At 48.7% G+C, this 16,277-nt stretch carries 18 protein-coding genes; 7 read left to right on the top strand and 11 right to left on the bottom strand.

All coding sequences use genetic code 11. The features are described from left to right. Positions 1 to 99 precede the first annotated feature (99 nt). Entirely contained in the window at positions 100 to 390 is a 291-nt protein-coding gene (ghoS, locus tag A1SC_RS17930) for a type V toxin-antitoxin system endoribonuclease antitoxin GhoS (protein ID WP_000896961.1), read from the top strand. A gap of 105 nt (positions 391 to 495) precedes the next feature. Beyond that, positions 496 to 1,356, top strand: coding sequence for a fructosamine kinase family protein (locus A1SC_RS17935; protein WP_001516310.1), 861 nt, complete (start codon positions 496 to 498; stop codon positions 1,354 to 1,356). 40 nt (positions 1,357 to 1,396) lie between these two features. Here A1SC_RS17935 and A1SC_RS17940 read toward each other — a convergent pair whose 3' ends face one another. Next, positions 1,397 to 1,933: a YniB family protein gene (locus A1SC_RS17940; RefSeq protein ID WP_016261974.1), complete on the bottom strand. Its 537-nt coding sequence runs from the start codon at positions 1,931 to 1,933 to the stop codon at positions 1,397 to 1,399. Positions 1,934 to 2,079: 146 nt separating this feature from the next. Between A1SC_RS17940 and hxpB the strand changes: the two genes are divergently transcribed. From hxpB to tcyP, 3 genes are all read left to right on the top strand, one after another. Next, positions 2,080 to 2,748 (top strand): hexitol phosphatase HxpB, encoded by a 669-nt coding sequence (gene hxpB, locus A1SC_RS17945; RefSeq protein ID WP_000106844.1) that lies wholly within the window; start codon positions 2,080 to 2,082, stop codon positions 2,746 to 2,748. 163 nt (positions 2,749 to 2,911) lie between these two features. After that, complete coding sequence (locus tag A1SC_RS17950; protein ID WP_001516308.1) at positions 2,912 to 3,502, top strand: metal-dependent hydrolase; 591 nt, start codon at positions 2,912 to 2,914, stop codon at positions 3,500 to 3,502. A gap of 132 nt (positions 3,503 to 3,634) precedes the next feature. Further along, positions 3,635 to 5,026, top strand: coding sequence for a cystine/sulfocysteine:cation symporter (tcyP, locus tag A1SC_RS17955; RefSeq protein WP_016261973.1), 1,392 nt, complete (start codon positions 3,635 to 3,637; stop codon positions 5,024 to 5,026). Between the two features lie 45 nt (positions 5,027 to 5,071). Here tcyP and cedA read toward each other — a convergent pair whose 3' ends face one another. Then, complete coding sequence (cedA, locus tag A1SC_RS17960; protein ID WP_001241549.1) at positions 5,072 to 5,335, bottom strand: cell division activator CedA; 264 nt, start codon at positions 5,333 to 5,335, stop codon at positions 5,072 to 5,074. Positions 5,336 to 5,517: 182 nt separating this feature from the next. Here cedA and katE point away from each other — a divergent pair, with 182 nt between their 5' ends. Next, positions 5,518 to 7,779: a catalase HPII gene (gene katE, locus A1SC_RS17965; RefSeq protein WP_016261972.1), complete on the top strand. Its 2,262-nt coding sequence runs from the start codon at positions 5,518 to 5,520 to the stop codon at positions 7,777 to 7,779. A gap of 141 nt (positions 7,780 to 7,920) precedes the next feature. Here katE and chbG read toward each other — a convergent pair whose 3' ends face one another. The 7 genes from chbG to osmE form a co-directional block, all read right to left on the bottom strand. Further along, on the bottom strand, positions 7,921 to 8,679 hold the full coding sequence (chbG, locus tag A1SC_RS17970; RefSeq protein ID WP_016261971.1) for a chitin disaccharide deacetylase: 759 nt from the start codon (positions 8,677 to 8,679) through the stop codon (positions 7,921 to 7,923). A 12-nt stretch (positions 8,680 to 8,691) separates the two neighbouring features. After that, positions 8,692 to 10,044, bottom strand: a complete 1,353-nt coding sequence (celF, locus tag A1SC_RS17975) for a 6-phospho-beta-glucosidase (protein WP_001072165.1) — start codon at positions 10,042 to 10,044, stop codon at positions 8,692 to 8,694. Positions 10,045 to 10,163: 119 nt separating this feature from the next. Beyond that, positions 10,164 to 11,006, bottom strand: coding sequence for a transcriptional regulator ChbR (gene chbR, locus A1SC_RS17980; protein WP_072274912.1), 843 nt, complete (start codon positions 11,004 to 11,006; stop codon positions 10,164 to 10,166). Positions 11,007 to 11,013: 7 nt separating this feature from the next. Next, on the bottom strand, positions 11,014 to 11,364 hold the full coding sequence (gene chbA / locus A1SC_RS17985; RefSeq protein ID WP_001516303.1) for a PTS N,N'-diacetylchitobiose transporter subunit IIA: 351 nt from the start codon (positions 11,362 to 11,364) through the stop codon (positions 11,014 to 11,016). A gap of 51 nt (positions 11,365 to 11,415) precedes the next feature. Continuing rightward, on the bottom strand, positions 11,416 to 12,774 hold the full coding sequence (chbC, locus tag A1SC_RS17990) for a PTS N,N'-diacetylchitobiose transporter subunit IIC (RefSeq protein WP_016248655.1): 1,359 nt from the start codon (positions 12,772 to 12,774) through the stop codon (positions 11,416 to 11,418). A gap of 80 nt (positions 12,775 to 12,854) precedes the next feature. Next, positions 12,855 to 13,175: a PTS N,N'-diacetylchitobiose transporter subunit IIB gene (gene chbB / locus A1SC_RS17995; protein ID WP_000412169.1), complete on the bottom strand. Its 321-nt coding sequence runs from the start codon at positions 13,173 to 13,175 to the stop codon at positions 12,855 to 12,857. A gap of 300 nt (positions 13,176 to 13,475) precedes the next feature. Further along, positions 13,476 to 13,814, bottom strand: a complete 339-nt coding sequence (osmE, locus tag A1SC_RS18000) for an osmotically-inducible lipoprotein OsmE (protein ID WP_001039038.1) — start codon at positions 13,812 to 13,814, stop codon at positions 13,476 to 13,478. A 200-nt stretch (positions 13,815 to 14,014) separates the two neighbouring features. Between osmE and nadE the strand changes: the two genes are divergently transcribed. Then, the gene (gene nadE, locus A1SC_RS18005) at positions 14,015 to 14,842 is read left to right on the top strand and encodes an ammonia-dependent NAD(+) synthetase (RefSeq protein WP_016261970.1); all 828 of its coding nucleotides are present in this window, start codon (positions 14,015 to 14,017) and stop codon (positions 14,840 to 14,842) included. Positions 14,843 to 14,901: 59 nt separating this feature from the next. Here the strand turns inward: nadE and ves are convergent, their stop codons facing one another. Both ves and spy read right to left on the bottom strand, forming a co-directional pair. After that, positions 14,902 to 15,477, bottom strand: a complete 576-nt coding sequence (gene ves / locus A1SC_RS18010) for an environmental stress-induced protein Ves (protein WP_016261969.1) — start codon at positions 15,475 to 15,477, stop codon at positions 14,902 to 14,904. Between the two features lie 202 nt (positions 15,478 to 15,679). Further along, positions 15,680 to 16,165 (bottom strand): ATP-independent periplasmic protein-refolding chaperone Spy, encoded by a 486-nt coding sequence (gene spy / locus A1SC_RS18015; protein ID WP_001228965.1) that lies wholly within the window; start codon positions 16,163 to 16,165, stop codon positions 15,680 to 15,682. Positions 16,166 to 16,277: the final 112 nt, after the last annotated feature.

The following is a 16,277-nucleotide window of genomic DNA, read 5'->3' as shown; positions in this document are numbered from 1 at the left end:
AGAGATATTCCCCCAACATTGGGGGAATCACCACAAACCTGTCGGCAACGCGTTTCTCCGACTATGCTAAAAAATCACGTGATAACAAAGAGGTGAATTATGGCCGGTGGCGACCTTGTCCGTTATGTCATTACCGTCATGTTGCATGAAGACACATTAACTGAAATTAATGAGTTAAATAACTTTCTAACACGCGACGGTTTTTTACTGACCATGACGGATGATGACGGAAATATCCATGAGCTGGGAACGAACACCTTTGGGCTTATCAGTACTCAAAATGAAGATGAAATAAGAGAGCTGGTTGCCGGGCTTACCCAAAGTGCAACCGGCAAATCCCCGGAAATCACAATCACCACCTGGGAGAAATGGTATAGCGACAGAAAATAAATGGTTTTTGGGCAATAATCAGTCTGTGGTGTGCGTTAGCTCGTGTTTTTTCACCGCATTCTTGCGCTAACTTTATGATCTGGCAGACAACATGGGAGAGACATCATGTGGCAGGCAATCAGTCGTCTTTTGAGCGAGCAGTTAGGTGAAGGCGAAATCGAACTGCGTAATGAACTGCCTGGCGGGGAAGTCCATGCCGCATGGCATTTGCGCTATGCTGGACGTGATTTTTTCGTCAAATGTGATGAAAGGGACCTGCTTTCCGGTTTTACCGCCGAAGCCGATCAACTGGAATTATTATCACGCAGTAAAACCGTTACTGTGCCCAGAGTCTGGGCTGTTGGCGCTGACCGGGACTACAGTTTTTTGGTGATGGACTATCTCCCGCCTCGCCCGTTGGATGCACATAACGCATTTATTTTAGGGCAGCAAGTTGCGCGCCTGCATCAATGGAGTGATCAGCCACAATTTGGCCTCGATTTCGATAACGCACTTTCGACTACTCCACAACCCAACACCTGGCAACGTCGCTGGGCAACGTTTTTTGCTGAACAACGTATTGGCTGGCAACTGGAACTGGCGGCAGAAAAAGGGATCGCCTTCGGCAATATCGACGCCATCGTCGAACACATTCAGCAACGTCTGGCCTCACATCAGCCGCAGCCGTCACTGTTACACGGTGATTTATGGTCCGGAAACTGTGCGCTGGGTCCGAATGGCCCGTACATCTTCGATCCCGCTTGTTACTGGGGTGACAGAGAGTGCGATCTGGCGATGTTGCCGCTGCACACTGAACAACCGCCGCAAATCTATGACGGCTATCAGTCAGTTTCACCGCTACCGGCAGATTTCCTCGAACGTCAACCAATTTACCAGCTCTACACGTTACTTAATCGTGCAAGGTTGTTTGGCGGGCAGCATTTGGTTATTGCTCAGCAGTCACTGGATAGATTATTAGCGGCGTGATGTGAGTTGATGATAATGGCCGCTTCGCGCGGCCTTTTGATTAAATAAACCCAAGCAGAGAAAAAAACACATACCCAGCAGCAATACAAATGACCGGCAGGATATAGAGTGAAAAAAACTGCAAGAAAATGGTATGGTGCGGAACAACAATGCGTGACTCAATCTGTTCACGCGTTAACCCCTCGTCTCCTTTAGCCTTCTCCAGAATGAGTTGATCCTCAACACCTTCACGTAAGAAACGCGCCTGGCGGCTCATACGGACACCGGAGTCTTGCAACGCAAGTCCAACAAATATCAGGATGAAAATCACCCAGAACATAATATTCACACCGCCATTAAAATTGGGCGTCGGTGAGTTGTACCAGAACAGATTCAAAAAAGGCGTATTCGCCTGCATCATATCGATCATGACATGGGTAAAGTCGAGCATGACCGCATTAATGCCTTCCTGATTTTCCTGCCGGGTATTCATAAATTTCAGCAAAGAAATCAGCGTAGAGATCAGTGCGGGTATAAAAATCACCCAACCGAAAATCCTTTTCAAAACAGCAATGCGTCCAGCTTGTTGATACGTCATGAGTTCTCCTTGATTAAGACGCGTCGATTCACTTAGTTTACCTGTAGATATCTGTTTTCGCCCATTCTTTAAAGGCGATATGATAGGCGCTTAATCATAAGCACTGCTTAATACCTTACACTTAATGCTCTAAAGGAGAGGTTGTAATGTCAACCCCGCGACAGATTCTTGCTGCAATTTTCGATATGGATGGATTACTTATCGACTCTGAACCTTTATGGGATCGAGCCGAACTGGATGTGATGGCAAGCCTGGGGGTGGACATCTCCCGTCGTAACGAGCTACCGGACACCTTAGGTTTACGCATCGATATGGTGGTTGATCTGTGGTACGCCCGGCAACCGTGGCGTGGGCCGGGTCGTCAGGAAGTGGTAGAACGGGTTATTGCTCGTGCCATTTCACTGGTTGAAGAGACTCGGCCATTACTGCCTGGTGTGCGTGAGGCCGTTGCGCTGTGCAAAGAACACGGTTTATTGGTTGGCCTGGCCTCTGCGTCGCCGTTACATATGCTGGAAAAAGTGCTGACCATGTTTGACTTACGTGACAGTTTCGATGCCCTCGCCTCCGCAGAAAAACTGCCTTACAGCAAACCGCACCCGCAAGTGTATCTCGACTGCGCAGCAAAGCTGGGTATTGATCCGCTGGCCTGCGTGGCGCTGGAAGATTCTGTAAACGGTATGATCGCCTCTAAAGCAGCCCGTATGCGTTCCATCGTCGTTCCTGCGCCAGAAGCGCAAAATGATCCACGTTTTGTGTTGGCAAACGTGAAGCTTTCATCTCTCACCGAACTCACCGCGGAAGACCTCCTCGGCTAATAAAAATCGGGCAGTGTCATCACTGCCCCTGGTTTTTTATCTGAATTTTTATTCAACTGGCGGATTTATCATCATTTTGTGATAAAGAGTTACACCGTCACCACTTCCGCGCACTGTATAAAAATCCTATACTGTACGTATCGACAGTTTAGTGAGTTTTATCATGACGGCGGAAGGTCACCTTCTTTTTTCTATTGCTTGCGCGGTATTTGCCAAAAATGCCGAACTAACGCCCGTGCTGGCACAGGGTGACTGGTGGCATATTGTCCCTTCCGCAATCTTAACGTGTCTGTTACCGGACATCGACCACCCAAAATCGTTTCTTGGGCAGCGATTAAAGTGGATATCAAAACCCATTGCCAGGGCATTTGGACACCGTGGATTTACCCACAGTCTGCTGGCGGTCTTTGCGTTGCTGGCGACCTTTTATCTTAAAGTTCCGGAAAGCTGGTTTATTCCGGCTGATGCTTTGCAAGGTATGGTGCTGGGTTATTTGAGCCATATCCTTGCCGATATGCTGACACCGGCTGGCGTTCCCCTCCTCTGGCCATGTCGCTGGCGCTTCCGCCTGCCAATTCTGGTGCCACAAAAGGGCAATCAACTGGAACGTTTTCTCTGCATGGCATTATTTGTCTGGTCGGTGTGGATGCCCCATTCATTGCCCGAAAACAGTGCCGTGCGTTGGTCATCGGAAATGATCAATACCTTGCAGATCCAGTTTCATCGCCTTATTAAGCATCAGGTTGAATATTAAAGCGGCAAAAACCGTCTTTCTGGAATAAGCAATTCCATTTGAATATAAGAGCCAGCTCACAGTTCTGTTAATCTTGCGACAACACTATGACTGTTACACAGTGATAGAAATAATAAGATCAGGAGAACGGGGATGAACTTTCCATTAATTGCGAACATCGTGGTGTTCGTTGTGCTGCTGTTTGCGTTGGCCCAGACTCGCCACAAACAGTGGAGTCTGGCAAAAAAAGTGCTGGTGGGTCTGGTGATGGGCGTGGTCTTTGGCCTTGCTCTGCACACCATTTATGGCTCTGACAGCCAGGTACTTAAAGATTCTGTACAGTGGTTTAACATTGTCGGTAACGGCTATGTTCAGCTACTGCAAATGATCGTCATGCCATTAGTATTCGCCTCTATTCTGAGCGCGGTTGCTCGCCTGCATAACGCATCTCAGTTAGGCAAAATCAGTTTTCTGACCATCGGTACGCTGCTGTTTACCACGCTGATTGCGGCGCTGGTCGGTGTGCTGGTGACCAACCTGTTTGGTCTGACTGCTGAAGGTCTGGTTCAGGGTGGCGCAGAGACGGCGCGTCTGAACGCTATCGAAAGCAACTATGTTGGTAAAGTTGCAGACTTAAGTGTTCCGCAACTCATTCTGTCCTTTATCCCGAAAAACCCGTTTGCCGATTTGACTGGTGCCAATCCGACGTCAATTATCAGCGTGGTAATTTTTGCCGCCTTCCTTGGTGTCGCCGCGCTAAAACTGCTGAAAGATGATGCGCCGAAAGGTGAACGCGTCTTAACCGCTATCGACACGCTGCAAAGCTGGGTGATGAAACTGGTTCGCCTGGTCATGCAATTGACCCCTTACGGCGTGCTTGCGCTGATGACCAAAGTCGTTGCCGGTTCCAATCTGCAAGACATCATTAAGCTGGGTAGCTTCGTTGTCGCGTCCTACCTGGGTCTTATCATTATGTTTGCGGTACATGGCATTCTGCTGGGTATTAACGGCGTAAGCCCGCTGAAATACTTCCGTAAAGTATGGCCAGTACTGACGTTTGCCTTCACCAGTCGCTCCAGCGCCGCGTCTATTCCGCTGAACGTAGAAGCGCAAACGCGTCGTCTGGGTGTTCCTGAATCCATTGCCAGTTTCGCCGCTTCTTTCGGTGCGACCATTGGTCAGAACGGCTGTGCTGGTTTGTATCCGGCAATGCTGGCGGTGATGGTTGCGCCTACAGTTGGCATTAACCCACTGGATCCAGTGTGGATTGCGACACTCGTCGGTATCGTCACGGTGAGTTCAGCAGGTGTTGCAGGTGTTGGTGGTGGTGCGACATTCGCCGCGTTGATTGTTCTGCCAGCAATGGGCTTACCGGTAACGCTGGTGGCTCTGCTAATCTCCGTTGAACCGCTTATCGATATGGGCCGAACTGCATTGAACGTTAGCGGCTCAATGACCGCAGGTACGCTGACCAGCCAGTGGCTGAAGCAAACCGATAAGTCCATTCTGGACAGCGAAGACGACGCCGAGCTGGCACACCGTTAATCCTGGTTTATAACGCAAAACGCCTGTCATCCGACAGGCGTTTATTTATTCTTCGATCTCATTTTCTTGCCGCACCTGATTTGCCCAACGCTGGGCCGACTCCGGTACGCTAAACGCCGGTGAGCGCAGGAATGATTCCCCCACCAGGACAAACGCCACATACTTGCCGCGCAGTATCCAGACATCACGAAACGAATCCATTTTAACCGCATGTTCTGGCGGCGCGGGTTCTGTGCGCGGAACATAGCTAATAATCGGGCGGTTTTGCTGACGTAGCGGTTTCTTCATTACTGGCTTCACTAAACGCATATTAAAAATCAGAAAAACTGTAGTTTAGCCGATTTAGCCCCCGTCCGTCCTGCTTTGCGTACATTCCCAAAAACCTTCTCTGGCACCACTTCCAGAGCGAGATCCCCCTGGTGGTCTATAGTTAGAAGGTTTTTTGACCAAAACAGCGGCCCTTTCAGCAATGAAATAAGGAGACGAGTTCAATGTCGCAACATAACGAAAAGAACCCACATCAGCACCAGTCCCCCCTGCACGATTCGAGCGAAGCGAAACCCGGGATGGACTCACTGGCACCTGAGGACGGCTCTCATCGTCCAGCGGCTGAACCGACCCCGCCTGGTGCGCAACCTACTGCGCCAGGTAGCCTGAAAGCGCCGGATACGCGTAATGAAAAAATAAATTCCCTGGAAGATGTGCGTAAAGGCAGCGAGAATTATGCACTGACCACCAATCAGGGCGTACGCATAGCCGACGATCAAAACTCCCTGCGTGCCGGTAGCCGTGGGCCTACGCTGCTGGAAGATTTTATTCTGCGTGAGAAAATCACTCACTTTGACCACGAACGCATCCCGGAGCGCATTGTTCACGCACGCGGTTCTGCTGCTCACGGCTATTTCCAGCCGTATAAAAACTTGAGCGACATCACCAAAGCCGATTTTCTGTCTGATCCGAACAAAATCACTCCGGTATTTGTGCGCTTCTCTACCGTTCAGGGAGGCGCTGGCTCGGCAGATACCGTGCGTGATATCCGTGGTTTCGCCACCAAGTTCTATACCGAAGAAGGTATTTTTGATCTCGTTGGCAACAACACGCCGATCTTCTTTATTCAGGATGCACACAAATTCCCCGATTTTGTTCATGCGGTAAAACCGGAGCCGCACTGGGCGATCCCACAGGGAGGCAGCGCCCACGACACTTTCTGGGATTATGTTTCCCTGCAACCTGAAACCCTGCATAACGTAATGTGGGCGATGTCAGACCGTGGGCTCCCCCGCAGTTATCGCACAATGGAAGGCTTCGGCATTCACACCTTCCGCCTGATTAACGCCGAAGGTAAAGCAACCTTTGTGCGTTTCCACTGGAAACCACTGGCAGGTAAAGCCTCGCTGGTATGGGATGAGGCGCAGAAACTGACGGGGCGAGACCCGGACTTCCACCGTCGCGAACTGTGGGAAGCGATTGAAGCGGGCGACTTCCCGGAATATGAACTTGGCTTCCAGTTGATTGCGGAAGAGGATGAATTCAAATTCGACTTCGACCTGCTTGACCCAACAAAACTTATCCCGGAAGAGTTAGTCCCCGTTCAGCGCGTCGGTAAAATGGTGCTCAATCGTAACCCGGATAACTTTTTTGCCGAAAATGAACAAGTGGCTTTCCATCCTGGACACATTGTCCCCGGTCTGGATTTCACCAACGATCCGCTGTTGCAGGGGCGTTTGTTCTCCTACACCGACACACAAATCAGCCGTCTTGGCGGGCCGAATTTCCATGAAATTCCAATTAACCGCCCAACCTGCCCGTACCACAATTACCAGCGTGACGGCATGCATCGGATGGGAATCGACACTAACCCAGCAAACTACGAACCGAATTCGATCAACGATAACTGGCCGCGAGAAACACCGCCGGGGCCGAAACGCGGAGGTTTTGAATCCTATCAGGAGCGCGTAGAAGGCAATAAGGTGCGCGAGCGTAGCCCATCGTTTGGCGAATATTATTCCCATCCGCGCCTGTTCTGGTTAAGCCAGACACCATTCGAACAGCGCCATATTATCGATGCTTTCAGCTTTGAGTTGAGTAAAGTTGTACGCCCATATATTCGTGAGCGCGTTGTTGACCAGCTAGCGCATATCGATCTCAACCTGGCGCAAGCGGTAGCAAAAAATCTCGGTATCGCACTGACAGACGACCAACTGAACATTACGCCACCACCGGATGTGAACGGGCTGAAAAAAGATCCTGCGTTAAGTCTGTATGCCATTCCGGATGGGGATGTGAAAGGCCGTGTGGTCGCGATTTTGCTTAATGATGAGGTGAGATCGGCAGACCTTCTGGAAATGCTCAAGGCACTGAAAGCTAAAGGCGTTCATGCCAAACTGCTTTATTCACGGATGGGAGAAGTGACAGCAGATGACGGTACACTATTGCCAATAGCCGCTACCTTTGCTGGAGCCCCCTCACTGACGGTTGATGCGGTTATTGTCCCATGCGGCAATATCGCGGATATCGCAGACAACGGCGACGCAAACTACTACCTGATGGAAGCCTATAAACACCTTAAACCGATAGCCCTGACGGGAGATGCACGCAAGTTCAAGGCAACAATCAAGGTCGATGACCAGGGTGAAGAAGGGATTGTTGAAGCCGACAGAGCTGACGGCAATTTTATGAATGAGTTACTGACTCTGATAGCGGCGCACCGCGTCTGGTCACGTATCCCTAAGATTGACAAAATCCCTGCCTGAATATAGGCGGCGCAGTTGCGCCGCCTTTGCCTGATGCACTGCGCTTATCAGGTCTAGCGTAATAATTCATAATATATTGAAATTGCGACACTTTGCTGGCCGGATAAGGTATTTACGCTACATCCGGCAAAACAACATTACCTACACATCAAGATAACTACCCAACCGATAACCTCGCTCGGCAATGGCATACTTCAACGATGCTGATGTCAACACTTCCAGCTCCGTTAATCGTGGAAAACAGTAAGCACTCTGGCGAATCGTATTATCAATAAACGCCGGATGGCACATCACTTCCAGCGAGCGCTCATCGCGATGACTGGAATCATCCACCGCTTGCAGGAACAGGGACTCGCAGATCTCTTCACCATAGAATGCGCTACTGAAGCCCTGCGAACTGCGCAATTTAGCCGGTAAATCACTATCGTTAAATACTGGCTGACGATCGATGCGCAACGCAATCCCCTCTTCAGCGGCAAACCTGGCCACAATCGGGAAAATCTGCGGAAACATATGCACATGATGATGACTATCAAGATGGGTAGGTTTGCGCCCAAACAGCTCAATGAAACGCAGATACTGGCTGGCAAGTTCCTGAGCAATTTCCTCCAGTGGTAAAGCATCTTCTTTTGCCAGTTGCCAGATCCATTTCCCCAACACGCCTTCGCGGGTTAAACCGGGCATTGCAGTTAGCGGCTTGCCCAGGGTGAGGACAAAATGCATCCCGACGGCCAGGCTCGGCTCATCACGACTCAACTGCACCGCATGGTCGATGGCTTCACCATTTACCAGCGCCGTCGTCGACGTGACAATCCCGTTGCGACAGGCCTCGATAATGCCGTAGTTCTGACCTTTACTTAAGCCAAAATCATCTGCATTAACAATCAGTAAGCGTTCCATAATCAGCCCCGGTTAATGTGCTTTTTTGAGATCTACAATACAGTCAGCAAAGTTTGGTAGCCACTTCTCGTGCGCCAGAATCATCTCACGTGCCAGCAACTCTGCGTCATGATCGGAATGCACCAACGGGCTAAGGTTTAGCGCCAGTAACACATCGTTAAATTCACCGCTAAGTGCTGCGTTGCTGGCGGCAATTTCAAAGCCTTTAATGGTGTGGATCAGCCCCATGACTTTGTCATCAAAATGGGTAATTCGCGGATGTGGCGTCGCGCCATTGCGACCCAGCGTACAGGTCATTTCTACCGCCCAGTCAGTCGGAATATTATCAATATGCCCATGATGCGGGATATTAATGTAATGTTCCGTTTGCTTGTCGTTGTAGATAGCGTTAATCACCTCGCACGCCGCGTCTGAGTAATAAGCCCCACCGCGCTGCTCCAGCTCTTTCGGTTTAACTTTCAGCTCCGGGTTTTTATACAGCTCAAAGAGTTGTTTCTCGACTTTCTGCACTATCTGCGCACGCGCACCGCCTTTGTAGTATTCACCCATTTCAATCGCCAGCATCTCTTTTTGCTTGAAGTAATAAAGCAGATAAGAACATGGCAACAGATTCAGCGAACGAATTAAGCCTTCGCTAAACGGCAGATCGAAAATGTTTTTTACGCCAGACGCTTTTAACTGCCCGGATGCCACGCCGTCGAGCAATTCGGCAAAGCGCGATTTGCCATTTACCAGCACATCCTTAATAAACACCATATGGTTCAGGCCGAACAGATCGATAGATAAATCATCGCTCTCATTCAACGCTAAAACATCGCTGATAAACATTTTCATACCCACAGGAATATTACACACGCCGATAAAGCGTTTAAATCCAGTGTGACGATAAACCGCTTCAGTGACCATTCCCGCCGGGTTAGTAAAGTTGATAACCCACGCATTCGGACATAGTTCTTCAACATCGTTCACAATATCGAAAATCACCGGAATGGTGCGCAGACCTTTAAACAGGCCTCCCGCACCGTTGGTTTCCTGGCCAAGATAGCCATGACTTAACGGAATGCGTTCATCCAGTTCACGTGCCGGTAATTGACCTACGCGCAGTTGGGTAGTGACAAAATCAGCCCCTTTCAGCGCCTCTCGACGATCAAGCGTTTTATAAAGCTTTATCGGTACGCCAGCGTTATCAATCATGCGCTGGCAGAGTTCAAAAATAATATCCAGTTTCGCTTTACCACCTTCGACATCCACCAGCCATAATTCAGTAACCGGCAATTCGTGATAACGCTTAATAAACCCTTCCAGTAACTCCGGGGTATAACTACTCCCGCCACCAATAGTGACGATTTTTAATTTCTGGTTCATAATTTCTCCCTTCATCAGGAAATACTGATATTCTTCATGCCTGCCTCTGTGTCAGGAATATCCCGGTTTCCCCAGGATAAACAAGGCACGCATGTAAATTTAATGATCAGCGATAACAGCTACTGATTAAATTCAGTCAATTTCTTACGATAGCTATTTGGCGTAAAAGACGTTAGTTTCTTAAACGTTTTAATGAACAGACTTGGGCTACTATAACCAGCTTCAAATGCAATATCCGTCACAGAATAGTTGGTCATTTCCAGTTGTTTTTTGGCAAAGTTAATGCGGATTTCATTAATAATCTGCATCGGCGTTTTGCCATAGTATCGCTGAGTCGCACGCGTCAAATACTCCTGCGATTTAGCCGATAACGTCACCATGTTTTCCAACGCATTTTCACTGAACTGCACTTTATCATGCATCTTTTCAACCGTATTTTTTAGCCACTGTGGCACATCATCAATCACCTGTTCTTCGCGGTAATGGCGTAAACGGTTAATGACATAAAAAGTGACTATCTCAACAAATTCTTCCAGCCCGGTTTCACTGAAATTCAATGAAGAAATTACCGTTTCCACATAAGTGAGAAAAGCATTATTAGTGCGGTAAACCTGTGAAGCAACAAAGCAATAAGGTAACAACGGTAAATAATGCTGTTCAAAAAAATGTTTACTGATCCCAACGTTCAATATGCGCGTGGCACCAAACTCATAAAAACTTTGATGGTGTGATCCTAACGGAATAAAAACAAAATCGCCCCGTTCCAGCAACACACGCTTGCCGTTAATCTCCTGGAAATAACGACCGGTTAAAACCAGGGTAAATTCATAATAGTCATGCTGATGCAACCCAGTAATACTTTCGGTTTTATTGTAGATAAACACATGGAAATTTTTGCCATTAAATAATTGCTGCTCACGGGCAGTGGCAATTTCCGGCGCGTTAATCACTGGCTGCATCATTGACTCCTTATGCTTTCAGTTTTTCATGAAGCTCAATTAATTCACTAATCAGTTCACGCGCGAGCATTGAAGTCATTAAATGATCCTGCGCGTGGACCAGCACCAGGCTAACTTTCATCTTTCCTTCGCCCTGATCGCCTTCAATCAGCTTTGTCTGTACCAGATGCGCTTCATTCAAGGCCATCCGCGATTGATCCATCATCGTTCTGGCGGCTGCAAAATCGCCCTGCTTCGCCTGCTTCAGCGCGGCATACGCCAGACTACGTGCCTGTCCGGAGTTGATGATAAGCCCCATCACCACTTCTTCCAGTTCTTCGGCTTCGGTTTGCGTGTCAGGAATGTTTTCGAGATCCATCATACATCGTTCCTCTCTATTCTTACCGGCACGAGTTGCCCGCGCCGGTGTCGATTAAAATTTCAGAGCGTTAGCAATATCTTCTTCACTCTCTTCTTTATCAATCACGTTCTGCGCTTTGTTCGCCACCACAACAAATGGCAGATAAATCAGCGTTGCGATACCAAGGTTGAAGAGTGCGACCAGCAATGCGGCGACGCTACCGTTAGTATTAAAGAAGGCTCCCAGACCGGTTGGCATGGTCCACGGCGCAATGTTGGTCACCGGCGGGATAATGCCCATGTAGTACGTCGCCAGGGTAATTGCCGCCAGAATTGGTTGCACCAGCACGAACGGGATAAACATTACCGGATTCATGATAATCGGCAGACCAAACAGAATCGGTTCGTTAATCTGGAAGATGCCTGACGGCAGTGCCAGTTTTGCCACCTGACGATAATCAGCACGACGAGAAGCGATAAAAATGGCCAGAATAAGCCCCAGGGTCGCGCCGCTGCCGCCGAGGAAAATAAAGGAGTCCAGCATCGGCTTGGCCCAGATATGGAAAGTCTTACCGGCTGCCAGCGCCGCTTCGACGGAACCATATTGCTGGTAGGTGGCGATGTTTTCCAGCGCCCACGGCGTCATAATGCCGTTGTCCAGGGCGGTCAACGCCAGCGCGCCATGAATACCGAAGAACCAGAGCAGCGGAACAAAGATCACATAGGCCCAGCCAACCACGCTACCCAACGATGCCAGCGGCGTCGAAATGGTATCCATAATAATCTGGTGGAAGTTAGTGCCCCAGGTAGTCAGCGCCCAGGCAATAATCCCCATCACGGAAAGAATAATAAAGCCGGGAATTAATGCAGAGAAAGAACGCGATACCGATGTCGGTACGCTGTCGGGTAATTTAATGACCCAGTTGCGGCGGACAATAAAGGTAAACATTTCTGCTACCACCAGGCCGATAATAATCCCGGAGATAATATTCGCGCCGCCTAACCAGTTTGCGCCGACCGCATAGGCTTCACCGACGCTATAAGGAGTGACGGTCATAAATGCCGCAACGGATAACAATCCTGCCGCCAGTGCATCGACTTTACGCTCTTCTGCCAGCGCCATGCCGATAAAGAACGGTGTCATTAAAGACATAATCCCTAACGTTCCGTTATAAACGTTGCCGCCAATACCCTTCAGCCCATTGAGTGTTTCAATAGTTGAGGCATCAAGGCGAATACCTAACGAGTAAAAAAACGACCCCTCCCCAAAGCTCAGAAAAACGTTATTGATTAATACAAACATGGCCCCTGCGAGGGTTAACGGCATTAAGCGAATAAAGCCGTTTTTGATTGCATTAACGTGTGGCTGCTTTCCTATTTTGACTGCAAAAGGGAGGAGTACCTTTTCAAGCGATGCAATAACATTACTCATAGAAAAATACCCTTAAAAACCGCAATTAAAATATTGCGGTATAGATTTATGAAATAACTCTTTGACGGAAAATTTAAAAATTAATTTGCTGCGGCTTTTTTAATTGCTGCAACTGCAGCCTTAAGCACGCCTAAACCATCGACTTTGCCATATAACAGTGAGTCAATTACTTCAACCGGTTTGTTGGGTAACAAACGCTGGATTTCGGGCAACATATAAGCAATCTGCGGCCCCAATAACACGACATCGGCATTCTGACCTTTTTCACCAGCCAGTGTTTCCGGAAATGCTTCAATAATGACCGGAACTTCATATTTTTCTGCCTGAGCGCGCATTTTTGATACCAGTAAAGAGGTAGACATGCCCGCAGAACAAAACAGATAAATGTGTTTCTTTTCCATAAAACTGCCCTCATCAACGACTATCTGTCAGCCAGACACTCCGCAAGTCTTAACCTGCTTCCATGCTCTGGGTAACTTGCGAAACCAACATGACTTTTTTTGGTGGCTGAAAAGAGTATACGGTATTGACCTGAACGATAGTATTTCCTTGACCTCATAAATTGTCTCTCCTTGACCTGCCGTTATGACCTTCTTCACATTTCAGTTAAATAATTCGCGACAATAAATAAGAACAAGGGTCAAAAAAAAACCGGCGCAATGGCCGGTTTCTGTTGTAACTCAAGCTTTCTGGCGAAGAAATTACTTCGCTGCTTGTGGATCGGTGTCGTATTCGGCACAGGTCTGATAGCCGGAGTTGATGACATGTCCGGTATCATCTAACGCGACAAAATAGGTTTCTGCTTTACCATCACGTTGACCCAGGATATAGGTCTGGCAAGTACCACGAGCATGGATCATGCTCACTTCAGACGAAGGTTTACCCGCAATTTGTGCAACCTGCGCCCGGCTCATGCCTTTTTTGACGTCTTTCACCACAGGCTGTACAAACTGGTCTTTGGTACGATCATACGCCGTACAACCTGCCAGCATGGTTAATACCGCCGCTGCACCCAGAATTCCTGCCATATTCTTGTTCATATTTCGTCCTCTTGTTTATCAGCGTGTTAGATAAGCCTGGAATACATCGGGGGCTTTTTCAAGCCCGTGAACGAAACGGCTCCGCTTTCAGAGGATTCCTGTATGACGTTTTAACCGCCATTCAACTTGCTGTCGCTTGTCGTTTCTGTAGCAACGGGTTAGCTTTAAGGAAGTTTTATTTTTTTGTCTGGAGGGGGTCAATGACATTGCAACAACAAATAATAAAGGCGCTGGGCGCAAAACCGCAGATTAATGCCGAAGAGGAAATTCGCCGCAGTATCGATTTTCTGAAAAGCTATCTGCAAACCTATCCGTTCATTACATCACTGGTACTTGGTATTAGTGGCGGTCAGGACTCCACGCTTGCCGGGAAACTGTGTCAGATGGCGATTAACGAACTTCGTCAGGAAACGGGCAACGAGGCACTGCAATTTATTGCAGTACGCCTGCCCTACGGTGTTCAGGCCGATGAACAGGATTGTCAGGATGCCATTGCCTTTATTCAACCGGATCGCGTATTAACCGTTAATATCAAGGGCGCGGTATTGGCCAGCGAACAGGCACTGCGCGAAGCGGGTATTGAATTAAGTGATTTCGTTCGTGGCAATGAAAAAGCACGTGAGCGGATGAAAGCACAATACAGCATTGCAGGCATGACCCACGGCGTCGTGGTGGGCACCGATCATGCGGCAGAAGCCATTACCGGATTCTTCACTAAATACGGTGACGGAGGCACTGACATTAACCCGCTATACCGTTTGAACAAGCGTCAGGGTAAACAATTACTGGCAGCGTTAGGTTGCCCGGAGCATCTCTATAAGAAAGCACCAACCGCCGATCTGGAAGATGATCGTCCATCACTGCCGGATGAAGTCGCGCTTGGCGTCACTTATGACAACATTGATGACTATCTGGAAGGGAAAACCGTACCGGAACAGGTCGCCAGAACCATTGAGAATTGGTATCTGAAAACCGAGCATAAACGCCGCCCGCCCATTACCGTTTTTGATGATTTCTGGAAAAAATAACGCAGACATGCTGTGTCAGATATCACCAGTGTTATCGGGCGCAGCATTCTAATAATGAATCACTGAACTTGATCCGGTGAATAGCCTGCAAGCCAGCTAATTTCACTGAACAGCAGTTTGCCTTGCGGTTGTAAAAGCCGCAGGGTGTGCCTGCCATCGTACCAGCATGCGCCCTGGTCGGTAGTCAACAGCTTGTCGCCCAGTTGCCACGCTCCGCTAATAACAAACACCACCCCACCACGTGAGCCAAAAGTGGTGAACGTGCGATCGGCAATTCTGACTTTCGCCTTACAGGCATCAAGGCGCGTCATAATGTTGAAATCCATCGACATCTGCCCTTCGGTCAGTTTTGCTTTTACCACCTGGTCCGCCGCGAAGGCAAAAGGCTGTAACGGTTTTAAGGTATGGCTAAAATGGCCTGCGCTTTCAAGGAGCATCTCGCCACCTTCCAACAGCGTCACACTCCTTTCCATGCCCGGAAACAAAGAAAACTCACCATTTACGGCAATGGAAGCAATGCTGGCGCGCCAGTAAAAATCACGTTTTGCCGGGGGAAAGCTACAGATTTCGCGAGTTTCACCGGCAGCGTTTCGCCACAGGTTCACCGACATTTTACGCATATCAAAGTATTCCATACTCGCTCCCGGCATGCTCTTTTCATTGTTATCGTTCAGGCAACCGGGGATTGTTATCGGCAACTCGGGTGATTTACCTTAGTGGTGATTAGGCTTTTTTTGCAAAAGTTGAGCAGCAGAAAAGAAAACCGCCGATCCTGTCCACCGCATTACAGCAAGGTAGTGGACAAGACCGGCGGTCTTAAGTTGTCAGGCTGAAAGATTATTCAGCAGTTGCAGGCATTTTACCCTTTGCCGCAGGGCGTTCTGTCAGACGCTTCTCAAAATTGGCATTAAATTGCTTTTTCTGCTCCGGCGTCAGGATGTTGTAAATCTTGTTCTGGGTTTCCAGGTGCGCCAGCATGTTAGCTTTGCGCTGCTCTTCCATTTTTGCGATCTGCGCTTCAGCTTTTGCTTTGTCGAAGGTATCGCTGGCAATAATGTCATGCATTGCGCGGCGTTCTTCCAGCGGCGGACGTTTCATCTGATCACGCTGACCTTTCATGATTTCGCGGATCTGCTGTTTCTGCGCGTCGGTCAGGTTCAGGTCTTTAAACATCATGTCGTGATGTGGACCAAATTTACCTTTATGGTGCATCATCGGCTTGGCGTCAGCCGGTGCTGCGGTAGTGGTATCAGCGGCATGGGCCAGGTTAGCCGCGCCAAAAGCCAGGGTAGAGGCAACAAACAGTGCAGTTAATTTACGCATATTCAATATCCTTCCTTTCAGTTATTTATTACGGCTTTCTTAAGTAACGTGCCGTGTTGACGAGATTAACTTTACTGACTTTAGCGTCAATTAATCAGAGCAACGGTAAATC

The sequence above is a fragment of the Escherichia sp. KTE52 genome, from assembly GCF_000408325.1.
GTDB lineage: Bacteria > Pseudomonadota > Gammaproteobacteria > Enterobacterales > Enterobacteriaceae > Escherichia > Escherichia marmotae.
Note: the sequence above shows the minus strand (reverse complement) of the source record. Positions and strands in the feature narration are given on the sequence as shown.